This is a genomic window from Kitasatospora mediocidica KCTC 9733, from assembly GCF_000744225.1.
GTDB lineage: Bacteria > Actinomycetota > Actinomycetes > Streptomycetales > Streptomycetaceae > Kitasatospora > Kitasatospora mediocidica.
Window position 1 is genome coordinate 2,097,354 of sequence record NZ_JQLN01000005.1, and the last position, 18,731, is coordinate 2,116,084.

An 18,731-nucleotide genomic window follows, 5' to 3' on the forward strand; every position below is an offset into this window, starting at 1 on the left:
TCAATTCGGGACAGGCTCCGCGGTACCGCGGGGACGCCTCAGCCCACCGCGACGGGGACGCCGTCCACGACGTGCCACACGGCGAGCCTGCCGGGGGAGGAGGCGGAGGGGTCGGGAGCGGTGGCGAGGGCGGCCGAGAGGGCGCGTGCCATCGGGGTGAAGGTGGCGAACGCCTCCTGCTGGCGGGCCGCGCGCGTCACCCGGGCCACCAACTCGGGGCCGCTGAACCGGACCGGGTCGGCGCAGACGGCCCGCAGCCGGTCGCTCAACCGCTCCAGCGCCGCGGCGGGCCGCCAGCACAGGACGTCCACCGCCTGGGTGGCGTTGTCGACGGTCGTCCGGCCCAGCAGGCCGACGCCGCAGTCGGCTCCGGCCGCGACCAACGGCCCGCGGTCGCTCAACAGGGCGCGGTGCAGCGGGTCTTCGTTCGCGCGCGGGCGGGTGAGGGTGACGGCCAGGATGCCGTCGAGGGCCGGCAGGCGCATCGGCGGGTGGCAGACCAGCGGCCGGTCCGCCGGCGCGGCGGCGGGTGGGCCGGCGGTGAGGCGGTCGGCCAACGCCCGGGGGACGGCGGCGAGGGCGTGCGGTGGTCCGGCCAGTGCGAGGACGCTGTTCGGCGCGCGGTAGCCCCAGGCGACCAGGTCGGCGACCTGCTGGTGGGTGACCTCGTGGATGTCGGCGCGGGTGGTGCGGGCCACCGCGTCCATCCCGGGTTCGTCCGCGGCCGCCGCCGCGAACAGGCCGCCGGCGCGCAGCAGGGGACCGGCGTCCATCCGCGCGGTCTCCAGCTCGACGGCGGCCCGCTCGGCCTCCAGCGCGCGTTCGTCCACCGAGGCGTCGCCGAGGATGTCCAGCAGGCCGCGGGCCATCTCGGTGGCGTCCTCGGGAGCGGCGGTGGCCCGGAAGTACGTCCGGGCGACGTCGGTCTGGGCGAAGACGGGCCCGGCCCTGCGGCCGCCCGCCGCGCCGGCCGCGACCCTGACGTGCTCGGCGAGGTGGGCGGTGGAGGCCGGGGCCGTGCCGTCGTCCCGGGAGCCGCAGTCCACGGCGAGGCAGCCGCCCACCGACCGGGCCCAGGGCAGTGCGACGAGACGGACGAGCAGGCCGCCCACCCGCTCCTCGACGATGGTGACCGGTGGCGTCATGTCCAACTCCTCGTCGTCTCCGCGAGTGCGTGACCGGCCCGGTCGGGGCCGACCACGGCAACCGCGGGGCGTCCCGGCGCGGCGTCGAGGCCGTCCGGGGGCTCCAGGAGCTCCAGCGCCGCTGCGAGGTCGCCGATCAGCGGCCTCCCCAGGGTCGCCCGGCGCTGTTCGTCGACGGCCGCGAACGGGTCGTCGAGCGAGGTGAGCAGCCGGGCTCGGCAGCGTCGGGCCGCTGCCGCGAACTCGTCCCGGCCGACCGGCCCGGCCAGCACGTCACGCAGGGCCGCGAGGAGGACCGGCGCGACGGTGGCGACGTCCTCGGGGCGGACGGAGGCGGTGGCGGCGAGGCTGGCTTGGCCGTCCTGGGACCAGAGCCCGGCGGAGAAGCCGTAGGCCAGGCCTCGTTCCCCGCGCAACGCCCGGTGCAGACGACCCTCCGGGCCGGTGCCCAGGACCTCGACGAGCACCTCCAGCGCCCCGGTCGGCGGGTCCGCGCACGGGACCCGGACGGACACCCGGGTGGCGTCCGTCTCGGTGCGGACATGGGCGAAGCCGCCCTGCCAGGGGCGGTCGTGGCCCGGCCCGGTCGACCGGGCGCTCTGCGCGGACTCGGTCGGCTCCGGGCCGTGCACCTCCAGCTCGTGCGTCACCCGGGCCATCTCCTCGAAGACCTCGTCGGCCGGGATGCCCTCGATGCTCGCGCGATCGCCCAGCGCCGCGGGTTCCGACCAGCCCCAGGCGGCCTGCTGCGAGGCCTGGCCGAGTTGGACGAAGATGTTCCCGGCGCGCTGGGCCGCGAGGGCGAGTTGCCCGGCGCGGGCCTGCGCCAGCAGCGCTTCGTCCGCGCGGGTCCAGACGCTGCCGCCGGCGGCCAGCGCGGTGACGGCCTCCCGGATGTCCTCGTCGGCCGACCAGAAGGCGAACGACGAGCGGTGCGACTCCAGTTGGTGGCGCGTGCGCCAGCCGTTGTCGGCGGCGGTCCGGGCGGCGCCGTCGCGGGCGGGGCTCGCGAGCATCCGGGCGACCAGCGCGGCCAGGCCCTGCCGGCCGGCGGGGTCGTCGTCGGAGCCGCGCAGCAGGTCGATCACGACGGCCTGTCCGGGTCGTCGTGGCGCGGCGCTCACTGGGCGACCCCGGGCGTGGCGGAGGCGGATTCGGCGCGCTGTGCCATCCGGGCCAGGGGCACCGCCAGGGCTGTGGCGAGGATGCCGGAGACCAGCACCACCGAGGCCATGCCGAAGACTTCGGCGAACAGGGCTCCGCCGGCCAGCGACACCAGCTGGCTGGTCGAGGTCGCCATGCGGCGCATCGCCATCACCCGGCCCCGGAAGCTGTTCTCGGCACGCTGCTGGCACAGTTGCACCGGGCCGATGCTGTAGAGGAACTGGTGCACGCTGACGATCAGTCCGGCCGCGGCGGCCGCGGGCAGCCAGGCCCCGACCTGGACGAGCAGGACGGCGCAGATGCTGACGGGCGCGGCGGCCAGCGTCCCCCACAGCAGCAGTCGGGGCATCGAGGTGAAGCTCCGGGAGCGGGCCAGCGCCAGGGTCACCGCGATCCAGCCGATTCCGGTGCCGACGCCGAACGCGCCGACGGCCCCGTCCGAGCCGGTCTGCCCCAGGCAGATGGCGAGTTGCTCGGTGACGGCGCCGACGAAGAGGTAGATGGTGCTCTCCGCCGCGACCGCGTAGCGCAGCACCGGGTCGCCGACCAGGGCCCGCACGCCGGAGGCCAGCGCGGCGATCCCGGTCTGCGTGGTGAGCGCCCCGGCGGGGGAGGGAGCGAGCGGCAGCATGCACAGCGCCGCGACGACGAACGTCGCACCGTTGAGCAACAGCACCCACCCGATGCCGACGGAGGCGAGGAGCGCGGTGCCCAGGAGCGGACCGAGCGTCATGGCGGCGCCGCTGGTCGCGTCCAGCAGCGAGTTGGCGGTCGTCAGGCGGCCGGCCGGAATCGCGTCCGGCAGGATGCACGAGAGCGCCGGCACCCGGACGACGGCCAGCACCTGCAGCAGGCCGAGCAGGACGAGCAGCAGCGGCACGTCGTGCGCGCCGGCGGCCACGGCCATGCCCACGGTGACCAGCGCGGCGGCCAGGTCGGTGATGATGGCCACCCGGCGCCGGTCGTACCGGTCCGCGATCAGCCCGGCGAACGGCGACAGCAGCATCTTGGGCAGGTGGAACACGACGAACGCCAGGACGCCGGCGAGCGCCGACCCGGTGGTCTGCTGCACCCACAGCGGCAGGGCGAGGAACTGCAGGTAGCCGCCGAGCGTCGACAGGCTCCGGCCGGACCAGAACATCCAGAAGATCCGGCCGAGCGGCGGAAGAGCGGCGGGGTCCGGTGCGGACGGGCCGGGGGCGGTCGTGGTGGCGGTGGTGAGGGTGCTCATGCGGCCGTCTCCATGAGGGTGTGCCGCTCGACCGCCGCCAGCGCGTGCTGCGCCTTGGTGAGGCGGGCCCGGGGGCGGCCCAGCCACTGGTCCATGCTGTCGGCCAGCTCGCCCAGCAGGCGCAACGCGTGCGGCGCCGAGGAGTTGACCTCCACCTCGACGCAGCTGTAGGTGCCGATCGGCGGGCAGTGCGCGTCCGGCGATCGGAAGGTGACGAGGTCCAGGCTGTACGCGACCTCCACCCCGTCCGCGCTGCGGGCCAGGCTCTTGACCCGCCGCTGGGTGGCGACCGCGACCGGCGCCAGCGGTCCGTCCACGAGCCGGCAGCGGCGGGCGTGGCCCACCGGGAGCCGGGCCTCGTCGTTGATCGCCTGCGGGACCTCGGCCGGTGTGAGCCGCTCGGCGAGTTCCAGCCCGTCGCGCCAGGCGTGCCGGCGGACGGCCTGCTTCAGTGTCAGCCAGCAGACGTGCGAGGCGCTGGCGACGTTGACGACCACGCCGAGGGTGTGGCCGGCCCGGGTCAGCGAACGCGCCGCGTCGTCGATGTAGACGGTCGAGGAGACGAAGGTGAGGGGGCGCCGTAGCGGGGTCAGCGCGGTGGAGAGGACGCTGCCCTCGAAGAAGCGGTCCAGGCCGTCGGCCTCGTGGAGTTCGTCGCCGGCGAGTTCCCACTTGCACTCGTGCTCGACCCCGACGGTCGAGAGACCGCCCGGGGCGGGCCCGGTCGGTGGGATCGTGTTGGTCATGGTCGCTTCTCCAAGCATGGTGGGGCCGCGTCAGGGCGGGGGTTCAGAGCTGCGGCTGCGGGACGGTGAAGATGTCGATGTCCTCGTCGCTCACCGCGAACACCTCGCGCAGCACCTCGCGCAGCACGTCGGCGCAGGCGGGCGGGGGCCTGAAGTGCCCGGACTTCATGTTGGCCACGACCATGCAGTCGGCCGGCCCGCCCAGCACGACCAACTCACCGGCGGCGCGTACCCGTAGGCGGTCGGGCACCAGCATCGGGTGCACCACCCGGGTGCCCTGGAGGCGTTGGTCGGGGGCGCGCCCGAACACCATCTCGGCCAGCGAGAAGGGCTCCGGCCAGACCAGCAGCCGGGATTCGTCGTCCACCACGTAGATGTGGGTGCACCCGGGCCGCAGGTGGGTGAAGGCGTCGGTGGCGGTGGTGAGGTGCAGGGCGGAGACGCCGCAGGCGTCGAGTGCGGCGCGGTACCGGCGTTCGAAGACCTCGCGGTCGTACTCGATGAGGACCGGATTCTGGCTGAGCAGCCAGTGGTCGCGGCCCGAGTCGACCATGCCGCTGGTCTCGTAGCGCTGCTGGATGCCGGTGGCCAGCTCCCGCACCCGTCGGCCGAGGGTGTTCGCGGAGCGGTCCTGGACGAGCACCGCGCGCACCGACAGCAGTTCCTCATAGAGCAGGAAGACCACCGCCTGTGAATCAGGGCCGTACTGTTCGGCGGCTTCGGCACGGATTTCCGCATAGCGCGCGAGCAGCGGATGGTCCATATCGGTGAGCCCCATGGAATAACCCTTCACTGGCAGAAAGACGGCCGTGCCGGGACCGGCATCACGATGCTGGTCCCGGCACGTACACGGCTGGGAATACTCGCCGCGCTCGCCGACGAGTCGGTGTCAGCCGAGCTCGCCGTGCTCGCCGGCGCTGGACATGGCCTGGGTCATGGCCAGGGCCTCCTGGCCGGTCTCGGTGGCGTCGATGGCGCGGAGGTTCTCGACGATGGTCTCGACGCGCAGCAGCTCGTTGGTGGTGATGTCGCTCATGGTGGTGTCCTTACCTGTGATGGTGGGTGCGGGGCGGTGCGGGTGGTGCGTGATCAGCCGAGCTCGCCGTGCTCGCCGGCGCTGGACATGGCCTGGGTCATGGCCAGGGCCTCCTGGCCGGTCTCGGTGGCGTCGATGGCGCGGAGGTTCTCGACGATGGTCTCGACGCGCAGCAGCTCGTTGGTGGTGATGTCGCTCATGGCGGTGTCCCTTTCCGGATAACGGGGTTGCGGTCTCCGCATTTCCTGCGGTGACCGCTTCTGACATCAACTAGCTTCGCCTGCGCTCGAATCGGTGAGTAGCCCCGTCATTTCGGGACAGCGTGTGCGGTACCGCGAATGCGGGACCCGCCGCAACGGGCGCCGGACTTCCCCTGAGTGGCGGCTGATTTCGAGGGCCGTCAAGTAGCCTCACCTGCAGGAACAGCGGTCCAGAGGCCTGGCGCCGCACAAGGAGGGCAGCGTGGAAGCACCAGGGAACAGCGGCGGGTTCGAGGCGGCGCGCGGGCTGGTCGACGCCGACCTGACCGTCTACAGCTGGGTGCTCGAACATCGCACCGCCGACGCCGCCGCCATCGCCGCCGCCACCGGGGTGGACCAGGAGGAGGCCGCGCGCAGCGTGGAGCGGCTGCTGGCGGCCCGCCTGCTGCACGCGGTCCCGGACGACCCCCGGGTGGTCTTCGCAGTGGCACCCGAGACCGCGACCGCGCAGCTCGCCGCGCCGGTGGAGGCCGAGATCCGCGAGCAGCAGGGCAGGCTCGCGGAGATCCGCCGCGAGCTCGACCGCTTCTCCGCCAGCTACCACCGCAGCCACTCGCCGGCCGGCACGATGGAGCTGCTGGAGAACGTGCAGGACGTGCGCGGCACGCTCAACCAGGCCTCCGACCGCTGCCGACGCGAGGTGCTCAGCAGCCAGCCCGGTGGTGGGTCGCGCGTCCCGGAGGCGATGCAGGAGGCGCTGATCCGGGATCAGGCCATGCTGGAGCGGGGGATCCAGCTCCGCACGCTCTACCACCACACGGCCCGGTTCAACGGGCCGAGCCAGGTCTACGTCGCCGCGGCCTCGGCGCTGGGCGGCCAGTACCGCACCGCGCACGAGCTGTTCGGGCGGCTCATCGTCTTCGACCGGGAGCTCGCCTTCATCCCTGTGCAGGACGGGAGTTGGGGGGCCATCGTGATCCGCGAGCCGTCCACGGTCGGCTATCTGTGCGAGATCTTCGAGCAGACCTGGGACCGGGCCACCCCGTTCGTGGACGCGGCCACCCAGGGTCTTGAGGAGGTCTCCCGGGAGATCCACGAGACGATCCTGCGGCTGCTCGCGGCGGGCCACAAGGACGAGGCCATCGCCCGGCGGCTGGGCATGTCGCTGCGCACCGCCCGGCGCCATATCGCCGACATCATGGAGGAGTTGGGGGCCGCGAGCCGCTTCCAGGCGGGCGCCCAGGCGGCCGTGCGCGGGTTGCTCGACCCGGATGTGCCGATCGCGCCGTAGGGCTCCCAGCCCGCCCGCCCGCCCGCCGCCCGTCCGCCCGCTGCCGCTGCGTCCGCGTCCCGCGAGTACGGGAGCGGACTCGCGTGACTGGTGGGGTGCGCGGGCCACCGGCATGCTTGCCCTGACCCGGTGGCGAGGAGAGGGGGACGGACATGTGGCGCGCGGCGTTCTCGATGGACGACCCGGACTCGCTCCACCTCCAGGAGCTGGCGCTCTTCCTCTCGGTCCACCTCGACCGGGGGCCGGGCGTGCTCTGGCCCGAACACGACCACCCCGCACTGGCCGCCGCGTCCCCGCCGGACGGTGCGGCCCGGCTGGCCGCCGATCTCGGCCGGTGGACGGGCCTGCCGGCCCGAACCGGCATCGGGCTCACCGGCGACGGACAGCAGGCGGCGCCCGCACATCTGGTGATCCACCAGACGTCGGGCGCCGGAGTGTGGCACCTGCGTCGCGGCCACGGCGAGGCCGCCGAGTCCTTCCGGTACCGGCTCAGGTCCGGTGAAGTGCTCTACATACCGCCTCGCTGGGCCTACCGGGCCGAGCTGACGCCGGACGCGCGGTTTATCGCCACGCTGCTCGACAGCGCGGATCAGCCGCCCCACGAGGTGTCGCCGCAGACGCCGGCCTGACCGCCGCTCGGACCGTTGGTCGTCAGGCCGGCCACCGAGTCGGTGACGTCCTGGCGGACGGCCATGAGCTTGCTGCCGCCCCCCGGCGTGCAGTCGACGACGGCGCCGGTACCGGTGCCGGTGCCGGTGCCGCCGGTCGCGGCGTAGGCGAGCGGCTGGACGGTCAGCGTGGCCGCGGCGGCGACGAGGACGGTCAGGGCAAGGCGCTTCAGCATGGTTCCCCCGCGAAGTAGTGGCTCGGCCTGTGTTGCCGGCAGGCCGTGCACCGGTGTGTGGTGTTACGGCCAACCATGGCCCAGTCCGGCGTGATCCGCTGGGAGAAAGCCCCTCACCATGGTGCGTGACCGCAAAATGAAGGGGTGACAATCCGGACGTCCCGGTATAGACCAACGCATCCGGCGAGTCCACCCGGACCCGGACATGGCTCCGGTCCCGCACCGCCGGCGCGGTGCGGGACCGGAGCGGGGTGTCAGCTCAGCGGCTGCAGGACCGGCGCGATGCCGCGGGCGGCCTCGGCGCCGTAGCCGGCTTCGAGGCGCGCGAGCAGGCCGGCCGGGGTGAGGGTGTACTCCTGGGGGCCCACGGTCTCCAGGGCCTCGGTGGCCAGGACGCAGCCGAGCCGGGCGGCGTCCTGTGCGGGGAGCCGGTGGCTGATGCCGGCGAGGAAGCCGGCCCGGAAGGCGTCGCCGACGCCGGTGGGTTCGGCGACGGCCTCGGTGGGGACGGCCGGGATCCGCAACGGGTCCTGGTCGCGGAGTTCGATGCGGACGCCGTCCGCACCGAGGGTGGTGACCCAGGCCCCGACCCGGGCCAGCACGTCGGCGCGTTCCCAGTCGGCCCGCTCCAGCAGCAGGGCCGACTCGTACGCGTTGGTGAACAGCCAGTCGGCCCCCTCCACCAGGTCGCGCACCTCCGCCTTGTCGAGGCGGGCGAGTTGCTGGGACGGGTCGGCGGCGAACGGGACGCCCAGCTCGCGGCAGTCCGCGGTGTGCCGCAGCATCGCGGCGGGGTCGTTCGGTGAGACGAGGACCAGGTCGAGTGCTCCCGCGTGCTCGACCACCTGGTGGAGGCTGATCTCGCGCGCCTCCGACATCGCCCCGGTGTAGAAGGAGGCGATCTGGTTCATGTCCTCGTCGGTGGTGCACATGAACCGGGCGGTCTGCCGCAGCGCGGAGACGTGCACCTCGTCGGTGTTGACGCCGTGCGCGTCGAGCCAACTCCGGTACTCGGCGAAGTCGTTGCCCACGGCTCCGACGAGCAGCGGGTTCAGGCCGAGGCTGCCGAGGCCGAAGGCGATGTTGGCCGCCACGCCGCCGCGGCGGACCTCCAGGTCGTCGACCAGGAAGGAGAGCGAGACCTTGTCCAGCTGGTCCGTGAGCAGCTGGTCGGTGAAGCGCCCGGGGAAGTTCATCAGATGATCGGTGGCGATGGATCCGGTGACCGCGATGCGCACGCGTTCGCTCCTGTTCGGCTGCGGGGCGGGGCGGGGGCGGGGCAGGGGGCGGATCAGAGACCGGCGGCCTTCTTCAGCTGCTCGGCGCGGTCGGTGCGCTCCCAGGTGAAGTCCGCGTCCTCACGCCCGAAGTGGCCGTAGGCGGCGGTCTTGGCATAGATCGGCCGCAGCAGGTCCAGGTCGCGGATGATCGCGGCCGGGCGAAGGTCGAAGACCTCGGTGACGGCCTTCTGGATGTCCAGGACGGGGACGCTCTCGGTGCCGAAGGTCTCCACGAACAGGCCCACCGGCTCGGCCTTGCCGATCGCGTACGCGACCTGGACCTCGGCGCGGTGGGCGAGGCCCGCGGCGACGATGTTCTTGGCGACCCAGCGCATCGCGTAGGCGGCCGAGCGGTCGACCTTGGACGGGTCCTTGCCGGAGAAGGCGCCGCCGCCGTGCCGGGCCATGCCGCCGTAGGTGTCGATGATGATCTTGCGACCGGTCAGACCGGCGTCGCCCATCGGGCCGCCGACCTCGAAACGTCCGGTCGGGTTGACCAGCAGCCGGTAGTCGGAGGTGTCGATCGCCAGGTCCGCGAGCTCCGGCTCCACGACGAACTGGCGGATGTCGGGGGTCAGCAGGGAGTCGAGGTCGATGTCGCTGGCGTGCTGCGAGGAGACCACGACGGTGTCCAGCCGGACCGCCTTGTCGCCGTCGTACTCGATGGTGACCTGGGTCTTGCCGTCGGGCCGCAGGTAGGGGATGGTCCCGTTCTTGCGCACCTCGGAGAGCCGGCGGGAGAGCCGGTGCGCCAGCGTGATCGGCAGCGGCATCAGCTCGGGGGTCTCGTCGCTGGCGTAGCCGAACATCAGGCCCTGGTCGCCGGCGCCCTGACGGTCCAGCAGGTCGTCGTCACCCTCGACACGCGACTCGTACGCGGTGTCGACGCCCTGCGCGATGTCGGGCGACTGCGCGCCGATGGACACCGAGACGCCGCAGGAGGCGCCGTCGAAGCCCTTCTTGGAGCTGTCGTAGCCGATCTCCAGGATCTTCTGCCGGACGAGCTGTGCGATCGGCGCGTAGGCCTTCGTCGTCACCTCGCCGGCGATGTGCACGAGGCCGGTGGTGATCAGCGTCTCCACGGCGACCCGCGAGGTGGGGTCCTCGCTCAGCAGGGCGTCGAGGATGGTGTCGCTGATCTGGTCGGCGATCTTGTCGGGGTGACCCTCGGTGACGGACTCCGAGGTGAACAGGCGGCGGGACATCGGTTCTCCTGGCGACTTGGCTGCGACGGGACGGTGGTCAGTTGGCCTTGCGCGACTGCGGCTGCGCGACGAGGAGCTGGGTGTCCAGCGGGAGCCCGTGCACGGCGGTGAGGTCGAAGCCGGCCCGCTCCAGCAGGTCGCGGTACTGCGAGGTGGTGCGCTCGGTGCCGCCGGCGATGGTCAGCATGTGGACGTCGAACCAGGCGGCCAGCGAGGCCGAGCCGTCGTCGGGGATGACCCGCTCGACGATCAGCAGCGCGCCGTCCTCCGGCATGGCCTCGCGGATGCGCGCCAGCACGTCCACGCACTTGTCGTCGTCGCGGCCGTGCAGCACCCGGGACAGCAGGTAGACGTCGCCGCCCGCCGGGACCTTGTCGTAGTAGTCGCCCCAGGCGTAGTCGACGCGGTCGCCGACGCTCGTGGTCGCGAGCTCGGTGCGGGCCGCCTCCACCACGTGCTGGGCGTCGAAGAGGATGCCGCGGGCGTCGGGCTGGGCGCGCAGCACGGTGGCGAGCAGGGCGCCGTTGCCGCCCGCGATGTCCACCACGGTGCGGGCCCGGCTGAAGTCGTGCAGCGAGGGGATCGGCTCGAAGAAGGCGGAGCTGGCGGCCATCGCGCGGTCGAACTTGGCGGTCAGCTCGGGGGACTGGGCGAAGTACGGGTACATGGCCGCGCCGTGCAGGGCCTCGAAGCCGTTCTGCCCGGTCCGCACGGTGTGCAGCAGGTTGCCCCAGCCCGCGTAGAACTCCTCGCCGTAGAGCAGGGCGAGGTCGCGCATCGAGCCGTGCTCCTGGGTGCGCAGCTCGGCGCCGGCCTCGGTGGTGCGGTAGGCGCCGTCGGCGTCGGCGGTGACGATGCCGAGCTCGGAGAGGAAGCGCAGCAGGCGGGCCAGCGACGGCTCGTCGGTGCCGGTGCGGCCGGCCAGGTCGGTGGAGGTCAGCGGGCCGGTCGCCAGGTGGTCGGCGAGCTCGAGCTTGGCGGCGACGTAGACGGCCTGAGAGGCCCAGTAGCCGGTCATCAGGTCCAGAACCCGGCGTGCGGGGGCGGTCTCGCTCATTACTGCTGTCTCCTTGGAGAAGGGCCGGGTGTCGGGGAAGGGGTAGGACTTCAGGCCAGCGCGAGAGTGCGCCGGTGCAGGTTCTCCACGCCGGTGCGCAGGCAGCCGCGGGCGATGGCGTCGCCCTGGATCAGCGTGCGGGAGCCCACGTGCGGGCGGGCGCCGATGGCGGTGACCCACTGGACTGACTCCACCGGCGGGCCGTAGGAGAAGCGGCCGCGGTGGGCGGTGCCGGAGGCGTCCAGCAGCCGGAAGCTGGTCTCGGCGACGTCGATGCCGCCGGTCTCGTAGCCGGGGCCGTCGGCGTTCGGGATGGTGTGCGGACGGCAGCCGCCGGCCGCCAGCAGCCCGCTCAGCAGGGGGTCGGTGGCCCGCCGGATGTCGGTGAGCGCGAGGTGCGCCTCGATCAGCGAGTCGACCACCAGCGGTGCTTCGTCGACGTCGCCGGAGGAGACCAGGAACCGGCCGGTCGCCGCGTCCGCCTCGACCCGCATCCGCGGGCCGACCATCCGGACCACCCCGGCGGTGACGAGGGCTTCGAGCTCCTCGACCCGGGAGGCCGGCGGGCCGCTGGCGAGGAAGTTGTTGAGGCCGCTGAACCAGCGGTCGACGTGGTCGCGGTAGGAGGTGCCCCGGATCCCCTGGTGGGAGACCACCTGCCGGATCTCGTCGCGCAGGTCGCGCATGATCGCCGCGGTCGCCTTGAACGGGCTCCCGGCGGGGCCGACCTGGGACTGCTCCATGTCCCAGCGCAGCCGGTCGGCCACCCACTCCTGGTACTCGGCGCGGTCGGCGAACCGCCGGTCGAGGTTGGGCCGGTCGATCTTCTCCCAGCTCCAGTGCGTCGAGCTGTCGGGGAACCGCCCGGCTATCAGGGCGGTCATCTCCGGGCTGTCCCACTCCAGGGCGCAGTACGCCGTCAGGAACTCCTCGCGCTCGGCCTCCGTCGCCCCGCTCAGCAGGCTGCGGTAGTAGACGAAGCCGACCTCCTTGGCGACGTACGGCCACAGGTCACGCTTGAAGTCGGTCTCGCCGCGCCCGGCGTCGCGCCGCAGCACGGCGATCACGTCGGCGGTCAGGAAGCGCGGCACGTAGCGCGGGACGATCTCCAGGTGCACCTCGGCGCGCGCGGTGTACGGCAGTCCGCGTCCCGACCCCGCGTACAGGATCGGCTCCCGGCCCGAGGGGAGGTAGCGCAGCGCGCCGTCCTCGTCCCGCTCGAAGCGGCCGCCGCGCTCCTGGGTCAGCAGCGTCACGTAGTCGAAGAAGCTCAGGCCCAGGCCGCGGACGGCCACCGGCTCGCCCGCGCGGAACGCGGAGAGGTCGGTCTCGGCCGGACTGGCGGGTGCCTGGTAGGTCAGCCCGTGCTCGGCGGCGAACCGCTCGAACTCCTGCTGCCCCTTGGTGGGAGCGACGTCGAAGTGCCCCTGGGCCAGGACCACGGAGTCGACCGTCAGCGGCTCGTCGCCGTTCTCCAGCCGCAGCCGCTGGGTGCCGTCCTCCAGGTCCTCCAGGGCCACCGCGCGGGTGCGGTGGAACCGGACGGTGATCTCGGACGGCGCGTTGGCAATGATGTGGTCCAGCGCCCAGCCGAGGTAGGCGCCGTTGAACGCCCGGCTGCCGTAGGACCACGGCAGCATTCCGGCGGCCTCCGCACGGGCCGCGTCGCTGACGCCCTCGACGTGGCCCTCGGTCACCATCCGGGCCCACTGGTACTGGGTCGGCCCGGTGACGATCGGGCCCTCGCAGGGGACCGACTCGTCGGTGAAGACCGTGACGTCGGAGGCCACGGTGTTCATCAGGAGCGAGCGGTTCTGCTCCTCCTTCCAGACCCGGCCGCCGCCGGCCGGGAAGGGGTCGATCAGGTGGACCTCGACCGGGACCCCCGGTGCGAGGAGCGGGGCGTTGACGCAGAGGCGTTCGAGCGCCACGACGCCGCGCGGCCCCGCGCCCACGATGCCGACACGGATGACCGGCTGACCGACTGCCACTGGTGCGTCCTTTCCTTCTGGGGTCTGTTCCGCCGACGCGTGCGCCGCACCGGGCCGCGTCACTGCAGAAGCCCGTTCGCGCCGGCTTCGCCGAAGAGCTGGGGGAAGTAGTCGATGTCCAGCTGGAGGGCCTCGAAGAGGTCCTCCGCGCTGGTCCCGCCCGGCCGTCCGACGGCGAGCAGGCGCTCGTTGCGCGCCACGCTCTCCGGCGACAACGGCAGGTTGCCGTGCGACTGGTAGCGGATCGCGCCCTCGAAGTCGCGGCGCGGGATGATCGCGGAGTGGGCGTGTCGGCTGGCGCTGAACGGGATGTCCAGCCGCCCGGCGGCGAACGCCGTCACGATGCCGTTGTGCAGGTTGCGGGCGGCCAGCACCGGCTCCACGATCTCGGCGACCTCGCGGCAGATCCACCGCTGCTCCTCGGCCACCGCCTCCTCGTCCACCGGGATGAACGACAGCAGCGAGGAGTTGGCGATGTCGGCCAGCCGCAGCCCGGCGGCGTTGGCCTCGGCGTCGGGGATGCCGAAGGCCTCCTGGTAGGTCTTGGTGATCATCTTCGAGGCGCCGCCGAGGCGTGCGGTCAGCGCCCCGAAGAAGATCAACTGTTCGGCGTGGCGGCGTTCACGGGGGAAGACCCCCATGAACTCGTGCAGCACGGCGTGCGTCTGCACCTCGGCCGGCAGGTAGCGGGCGGCCAGCTCGTGGACGGCGCGCAACGCGGCGACGTCCTGGGTGAGATGACCGCTCTGCGGGTACGAGACGGAGATGCAGCGCACGCCCTCGGCGGCCGCCGCGACGGCCTCCAGCACGCTCACCGCCAGGCTGATCGACGGCGGCACCAGGACGGCGGTGAGGGTGCCGAACAGCTCCCGGTCCACCACGGTGCCCAGCCTGGCCAACTCGCCGCACACCGCGTCGACTTCGGACCAGGCCGCGAGCGAGTGGGCCAGCGGCACGTCCTTGGAGTACGGCAGGTTGTAGGAGATGCCGCCGCCCTCGAAGGAGGTGATGCCGGAGGCGACCGAGACCTGGAACAGCGCGCGCGGGTCGGGCGAGCCGTGCCTGATCTCCATCGGTGCCGCCACCGACTCGTTCAACTCCCGTCCACGTTCGAAGCCGTGGGTGACCAGCGGATACCCGTTGAGGGTGCGCGGGTCGGTCTTCAGGGCCCGCGCGGCGTTGTCGAACCGGCAGAGCCGGGTGTGCGAGTCGATGGTCAGGGTCAGGATGTCCGGCCGGCCCTCGCGTTCGAGGTGGGCGAGCAGGGCCGCCATCTCCTGGTGGCCGCCGACCCCGCAGCGCGGCTGCAGGGCGACCCGCCCGGCGAGCCGGGCGTTCTGCAGCACCTCGGCCGCCGTGGGCTTGCCCAACTGCGTGATGTAGCGGGCCGATTCCTCCAGGGACGGCAGCCCGGGCACGGTCACCGCCTCGGCCCGCAGGCCGAGGGCGTCGAGGTCGGCCGTCATCGGGCCGCCGCGGCGGCGAGCGGGCGGGTGACCGCGGGCAGCAGGCTGTCGAGCAGCGGGGCCAGATCGGCGGGCCGGTTCATCACGTGGTCCACGCCGAGCTCGTAGAGCCGGGTGATCGCGGACTCGTCCTTGGTGCTGCCGACCGAGAGGTTGCCGCCGACGATGACCGGGCAGTGGATCCGCCCGTCCTGCTTGGCCTGCGCCAGGTCGTGCAGGTCCTCGTGGATGTGGCCGTTGAGGCTGCCCACGATGACGGCCTCGGCCTCGGGGTGCCGCTCGCAGGCGTCGGCGAACTCCGAAACCGGCGTGCAGGTACCGAGGTTGACGACGGTCAGGCCCTGCGCCCGCAGCGCGTGGGCGATCAGGTGGTTGGCGACGGCGTGGCTGTCGCTGGCCGCGACTCCCAGGATCACCGTGCGGCCGGTCCGGTCCGCGGGGCCGACGACGGCCGAAGGGGAGGAGGTCTCGTTCTGGAGCGAGGTCTTGGACGTCACCGCAGGGTGCCTTTCTGGGAGGCGCTGAAGGGCCGGACGGACGGTGCGGCGTGGGTGCCGCGGGTGGCGCTGGTCGTCTGGTCGTCTAGTCGTCGAAGGCGGCGAAGAGCTCGCGGCGGCTGACCGAGGTGATCCGGGAGACGTCGAACTCCGCGGCGTCCGCGATCGAGAGGGAGTCGAAGACGCGGTCGACGGCGGCCTTCAGGCCCCACTCCGCGGTGTACTCGGGCCAGCCGCGGTGACCGTCGACCAGGTCCTCCTGCCGGGCGAAGATGTAGTTGTGCCACTGCCGGCTGGCGGGGTAGCGGTGGTGGTAGTCGTGGACCACGGTGTCCCCGGTGAGCACCAGGTAGCGGGTGGGGAAGTGGATCAGTGCCATCCGCAGGCCCCAGCGCACCCAGGCGGCGGCCGCGCGCAGCGGCGGAAGGCCGGGGGCGGGTGCCGCTTCGCCGATGAAGATGGCGTTGGTCAGGCTCGCGAAGTACTCCTTGCCGCGCCGCACGGTGGTGTCGGGCGCGGGGAAGGTGTGCTTGACGCAGAGCCGCAGGGTGTTGCTGACCTGGTAGAAGTACACGAGGGGCAGGAACCAGGCGACCAGGACCACCGGGTACAGGCCCGACCACACGGCGGCGATCGCGCCACCGCCGTAGAGCACCGCGGCGATCGCCTTCTCGGTGGGCGCCGAGTTGTGCGCGAAGGACCGGATGCGCGAGATGGCGAAAGCCAGGTGGAAGCGCGGTGAGACGAGCTTCATGAGGACCCTGGTCCACATTTGACGGCGCGTCATCCCGGGGTGCAGGTCCAGGCTGATCAGAAAGGCCTGGACGGTGGGGTCGCGCAGGGTCATGTGGTGGACCGCGTGGTGGTCGGCCACGTGTTCCTTGCTGTACCGCTCGAAGTTCTGGATGACCAGCAGGCCGGAGATGGAGTAGCCGATGGTGGCGTCCAGCCGGCGGCGGCCGTACATGTTCCGGTGCGAGCACTGGTGGTAGACCATCATCCGCAGGTTGCGCTGACCGTGCAGGGTCATCGCCCAACCGGGCAGCAGCAGAAGCAGGAACGGTCCGCCGAGGCTGAATCCGGCGCAGGAGAGGGCGACGCCGGCCAGCATGCTCAGCCAGGCGGTGGCCAGGTGGAAGCCCGGGGAGAGGTTGACCGGGCGCTGGTCCCGCAGGGGCCTGCCGGTGAGGAAGGTGAGCGCCAGCTGGGTGAACTTGGGCAAGGACCGCATGGACTCGCGGACCGGGTCGGCTTCGGGGTCGGCGAGTAAGGGGGCTTCGTTTGCTAAAAGGCCGGTTGACGTTTCAGGAGCGCAGGGTGGTGTCGCGGGGCCCTGCGCAGTCGAGTTACTCGTACTCACGGTGGACAGGCCCTCTCTGTAATGCGGTTGACCAGCTCGCTGCCGCCCGTCGCCGTGGGCGGACGCGGGCGGGCATGCGGCATCGCGATGGGAGCAGGGAACGACGACGGGCCTCAGGGCAGCCCGTATCCACGGGCGGATGGGATGAGGCTCGCCGTCAGGTGCAACCGACCATAGGTCGGGCGGAGCAAGGGCTGAGCTGGGTGCGGCGAGTGACGTGGTGCCATGGCGATCGGTGCAGATGACACGGGACTCGGTCGAGCTGAGGCCTCCGTCACGCTACCCAGGACTGTCAGAGTCAGTCAAGTGATGATCGAGTGATGTCATGCCTAGTCAATTCTCATGCGAATAAGTTAATCTTGGTAAGGCTGTTGACCGAACTGACTTGCTAGGCTCGGCCACACCACGAGCCGCGGGCGGAACCGCGCGGTTGCCTGCTCGTGGCGCCAAGTTCCTTGTGGGGGGAGATGGTGGGGATGGCATCGTTACCGCAGGGTGTGGCGTTCTCGGCCTGCGCGGACGCGCGTCGACCCGGGCCGTCGCCGGCGTGGCGGGCGACCGGCGGTAGGCCGGGTACGGTCACCGGCCTCGCGGGTCGGACCCGATCGCTCCCGGCTCAGACCGGATCGAGGGTGGAGGCGAGCGCCTTCCAGGCCTCGGTCGCCAGATCCAGATACCCGGCCTCCTCGGCCTCCACCGCGACGGCCCGCATCGCCCGCAGCGCGTCGGCCTGCCGGTCCATGTGCAGCAGGCAGCGGCTCTGCAGCAGTCGGGCGCGCAGCCGGTCATGAAAAGCGAGCAGCCCCGTGTCATCCGCCTGACGAGCCGTCACGAAGGCCTCCTCGTAGCGGTCTTCGACCCAGGCCAGCCAGGCCTTGAGGAAGAGCAGCGCGGCGGCCTGGGCCGGCCTGCCGACCAGCTCGACCGCGCGGCCGGCCTCCTCGATCCAGCGGCCGACATCGTCCACCCGGCCGGCCCGCAGTCGCAGTGCGCCGGCGGCCATCCGCAGGCGGACCCAGGCGAGCAGGTCGTCACGGCTGTCCAGGGTCTCCAGGGCATGGCCCATCAGCTTGTCGCACGCGTCACTGTCTCCCTGGCGGCCCCGGACGCCGGCGCAGCTCCAGTAGATCTGGGCGGCCGTCAGGGAGGGTACGGAGTCGACCAGGGCGAGGAGTTCGGGCACGCGCTCGGCGGCCCGGGAGACGCCCCCCGCCTCGGTCTCCGCGGCTGCCAGGGCCATCAGGGCCAGCGCCCGTTCGGGGGCCCGGCACTCCCGGGTGGTCGCCACCGCCTGCTTGCCCGCCTCCAGCGCGCACTCGATCCTGCCCAGCGCCCGTTCGTCGTTGGACAGTTCGGCGAGGATGCCGCCGCGGACCGCTCCGGCGTCCTCCCACTCCGCGCTGATGTCGAGCATCAGGCGCAGGACGTCGACCCGGGCCGGGAGTTCCTGGGCCTTGCGGTAGGCCTCCGCCAGCGTTCCGAGCAGGTGCCAGCCCCAGCCGAACGGCTCCAGGTCGGGGGAGGCGATCTCGGACTCGAGCAGCTCGACGGCGTAGCGGGTGTCCCCGCCGCGCAGCGCGGTCGTCGCCCGGGCCAGCAGTGTGCTGCGGGTGGGGTTGCTCGTTGTCGCCCGTTCCGGTTCGGCGGCGCCGCCGCGGCCCTCGGGCTCGTGCTGGGTGGTCAGCTCGTCCACGGTGACGCCCAGGGTGGTGGCCAGGTAGCTCAGGGCGTTGGGCGAGGGAAGGCGGTTGCCCATCTCAAGACGTGAGATGTAGCTGGCCGAGACCGGGCCACCGGCCAGTTCGGTCTGTTTGATCCCTCGATCCAGTCTGAGTTCTCTGAGCCGCTGGCCGAACTCGGGCTGGCTGACATGTGCCATGGCAAACCCACCATTTCCCACGGAGGGACCCACCCCGTGTTTCCACTTCTTGGCGCACTGCTCATAGCCCCGACGTCCGTGCTCGGCGTGGCCGGGCCGATCCCGGCCCGCGGTGAAGCGAACTGGGCACGACCGGCCCGGTCCGCATCCAGACCGCTGCCGTTCCGCACGCACTCCTCCGACCTCGAGTGGCCGTAGGAAGCAGACTCACGATAAACCTACTCTGACAAATCTATGACACGACCAGTCAGCTGGCAATTGGAACGCCACCAATTGGCGGCCCAGAGTTCGCCGCCCAGGGGCGCCCAATTCGGGGTGGCCCCTGGGGTGTTACTGCTA

Annotated in this window: 18 protein-coding genes; 2 read left to right on the top strand and 16 right to left on the bottom strand. The window is 72.3% G+C overall.

Annotated elements, in window-relative coordinates; all coding sequences use genetic code 11:
- Nucleotides 1-38: 38 nt before the first annotated feature.
- From BS80_RS23335 to BS80_RS41020, 7 genes are all read right to left on the bottom strand, one after another.
- A complete protein-coding gene (locus BS80_RS23335) occupies nucleotides 39-1,145 on the bottom strand; it encodes a peptidase M16 family protein (protein ID WP_035800291.1) in 1,107 nt (368 codons plus the stop codon).
- Nucleotides 1,142-2,269 carry an insulinase family protein gene (locus tag BS80_RS23340; RefSeq protein ID WP_157536524.1) on the bottom strand — a complete coding sequence of 376 codons (1,128 nt, stop codon included), beginning with the start codon at nucleotides 2,267-2,269 and terminating at the stop codon, nucleotides 1,142-1,144. Before BS80_RS23340 ends, BS80_RS23335 begins: the two co-directional genes overlap by 4 nt.
- Complete coding sequence (locus BS80_RS38000) at nucleotides 2,266-3,540, bottom strand: MFS transporter (RefSeq protein WP_051966950.1); 1,275 nt, start codon at nucleotides 3,538-3,540, stop codon at nucleotides 2,266-2,268. Before BS80_RS38000 ends, BS80_RS23340 begins: the two co-directional genes overlap by 4 nt.
- Nucleotides 3,537-4,286, bottom strand: a complete 750-nt coding sequence (locus tag BS80_RS23350; RefSeq protein WP_035800293.1) for a hypothetical protein — start codon at nucleotides 4,284-4,286, stop codon at nucleotides 3,537-3,539. The genes BS80_RS38000 and BS80_RS23350 overlap by 4 nt, the downstream gene beginning before the upstream one ends.
- A gap of 43 nt (nucleotides 4,287-4,329) precedes the next feature.
- A complete protein-coding gene (locus BS80_RS23355) occupies nucleotides 4,330-5,064 on the bottom strand; it encodes a hypothetical protein (protein ID WP_157536526.1) in 735 nt (244 codons plus the stop codon).
- 111 nt (nucleotides 5,065-5,175) lie between these two features.
- Nucleotides 5,176-5,322 carry a hypothetical protein gene (locus BS80_RS41015; protein ID WP_157536527.1) on the bottom strand — a complete coding sequence of 49 codons (147 nt, stop codon included), beginning with the start codon at nucleotides 5,320-5,322 and terminating at the stop codon, nucleotides 5,176-5,178.
- A 53-nt stretch (nucleotides 5,323-5,375) separates the two neighbouring features.
- Nucleotides 5,376-5,522: a hypothetical protein gene (locus BS80_RS41020; RefSeq protein ID WP_157536527.1), complete on the bottom strand. Its 147-nt coding sequence runs from the start codon at nucleotides 5,520-5,522 to the stop codon at nucleotides 5,376-5,378.
- A gap of 262 nt (nucleotides 5,523-5,784) precedes the next feature.
- Here BS80_RS41020 and BS80_RS23360 point away from each other — a divergent pair, with 262 nt between their 5' ends.
- Both BS80_RS23360 and BS80_RS38005 read left to right on the top strand, forming a co-directional pair.
- Nucleotides 5,785-6,813, top strand: a complete 1,029-nt coding sequence (locus tag BS80_RS23360; protein ID WP_051966952.1) for a helix-turn-helix domain-containing protein — start codon at nucleotides 5,785-5,787, stop codon at nucleotides 6,811-6,813.
- Between the two features lie 152 nt (nucleotides 6,814-6,965).
- Complete coding sequence (locus tag BS80_RS38005; protein ID WP_051966953.1) at nucleotides 6,966-7,442, top strand: hypothetical protein; 477 nt, start codon at nucleotides 6,966-6,968, stop codon at nucleotides 7,440-7,442.
- On the opposite strand, the gene BS80_RS23375 is transcribed toward BS80_RS38005, so the two are convergent.
- The 9 genes from BS80_RS23375 to BS80_RS23415 all read right to left on the bottom strand — a co-directional run bounded on the left by BS80_RS23375 (nucleotide 7,403) and on the right by BS80_RS23415 (nucleotide 18,392).
- On the bottom strand, nucleotides 7,403-7,657 hold the full coding sequence (locus BS80_RS23375) for a hypothetical protein (protein WP_035800299.1): 255 nt from the start codon (nucleotides 7,655-7,657) through the stop codon (nucleotides 7,403-7,405). The two genes, BS80_RS38005 and BS80_RS23375, sit on opposite strands and share 40 nt — an antisense overlap.
- Nucleotides 7,658-7,911: 254 nt before the next feature.
- Nucleotides 7,912-8,895, bottom strand: coding sequence for a carbohydrate kinase family protein (locus BS80_RS23380; protein WP_035800300.1), 984 nt, complete (start codon nucleotides 8,893-8,895; stop codon nucleotides 7,912-7,914).
- 53 nt (nucleotides 8,896-8,948) lie between these two features.
- The gene (metK, locus tag BS80_RS23385; protein ID WP_035800302.1) at nucleotides 8,949-10,142 is read right to left on the bottom strand and encodes a methionine adenosyltransferase; all 1,194 of its coding nucleotides are present in this window, start codon (nucleotides 10,140-10,142) and stop codon (nucleotides 8,949-8,951) included.
- A 37-nt stretch (nucleotides 10,143-10,179) separates the two neighbouring features.
- Nucleotides 10,180-11,199: a methyltransferase gene (locus tag BS80_RS23390; protein ID WP_035800304.1), complete on the bottom strand. Its 1,020-nt coding sequence runs from the start codon at nucleotides 11,197-11,199 to the stop codon at nucleotides 10,180-10,182.
- A gap of 50 nt (nucleotides 11,200-11,249) precedes the next feature.
- On the bottom strand, nucleotides 11,250-13,190 hold the full coding sequence (locus tag BS80_RS23395; RefSeq protein WP_198045588.1) for an FAD/NAD(P)-binding protein: 1,941 nt from the start codon (nucleotides 13,188-13,190) through the stop codon (nucleotides 11,250-11,252).
- 59 nt (nucleotides 13,191-13,249) lie between these two features.
- Nucleotides 13,250-14,656: a methylaspartate mutase gene (locus BS80_RS23400; protein WP_051966954.1), complete on the bottom strand. Its 1,407-nt coding sequence runs from the start codon at nucleotides 14,654-14,656 to the stop codon at nucleotides 13,250-13,252.
- Nucleotides 14,653-15,153 (bottom strand): cobalamin-dependent protein, encoded by a 501-nt coding sequence (locus BS80_RS23405; RefSeq protein ID WP_198045589.1) that lies wholly within the window; start codon nucleotides 15,151-15,153, stop codon nucleotides 14,653-14,655. Before BS80_RS23405 ends, BS80_RS23400 begins: the two co-directional genes overlap by 4 nt.
- 85 nt (nucleotides 15,154-15,238) lie before the next feature.
- Complete coding sequence (locus tag BS80_RS23410) at nucleotides 15,239-16,384, bottom strand: fatty acid desaturase (RefSeq protein WP_035800306.1); 1,146 nt, start codon at nucleotides 16,382-16,384, stop codon at nucleotides 15,239-15,241.
- A 745-nt stretch (nucleotides 16,385-17,129) separates the two neighbouring features.
- Nucleotides 17,130-18,392 (bottom strand): helix-turn-helix domain-containing protein, encoded by a 1,263-nt coding sequence (locus tag BS80_RS23415; protein ID WP_035800314.1) that lies wholly within the window; start codon nucleotides 18,390-18,392, stop codon nucleotides 17,130-17,132.
- Nucleotides 18,393-18,731 lie beyond the last annotated feature (339 nt).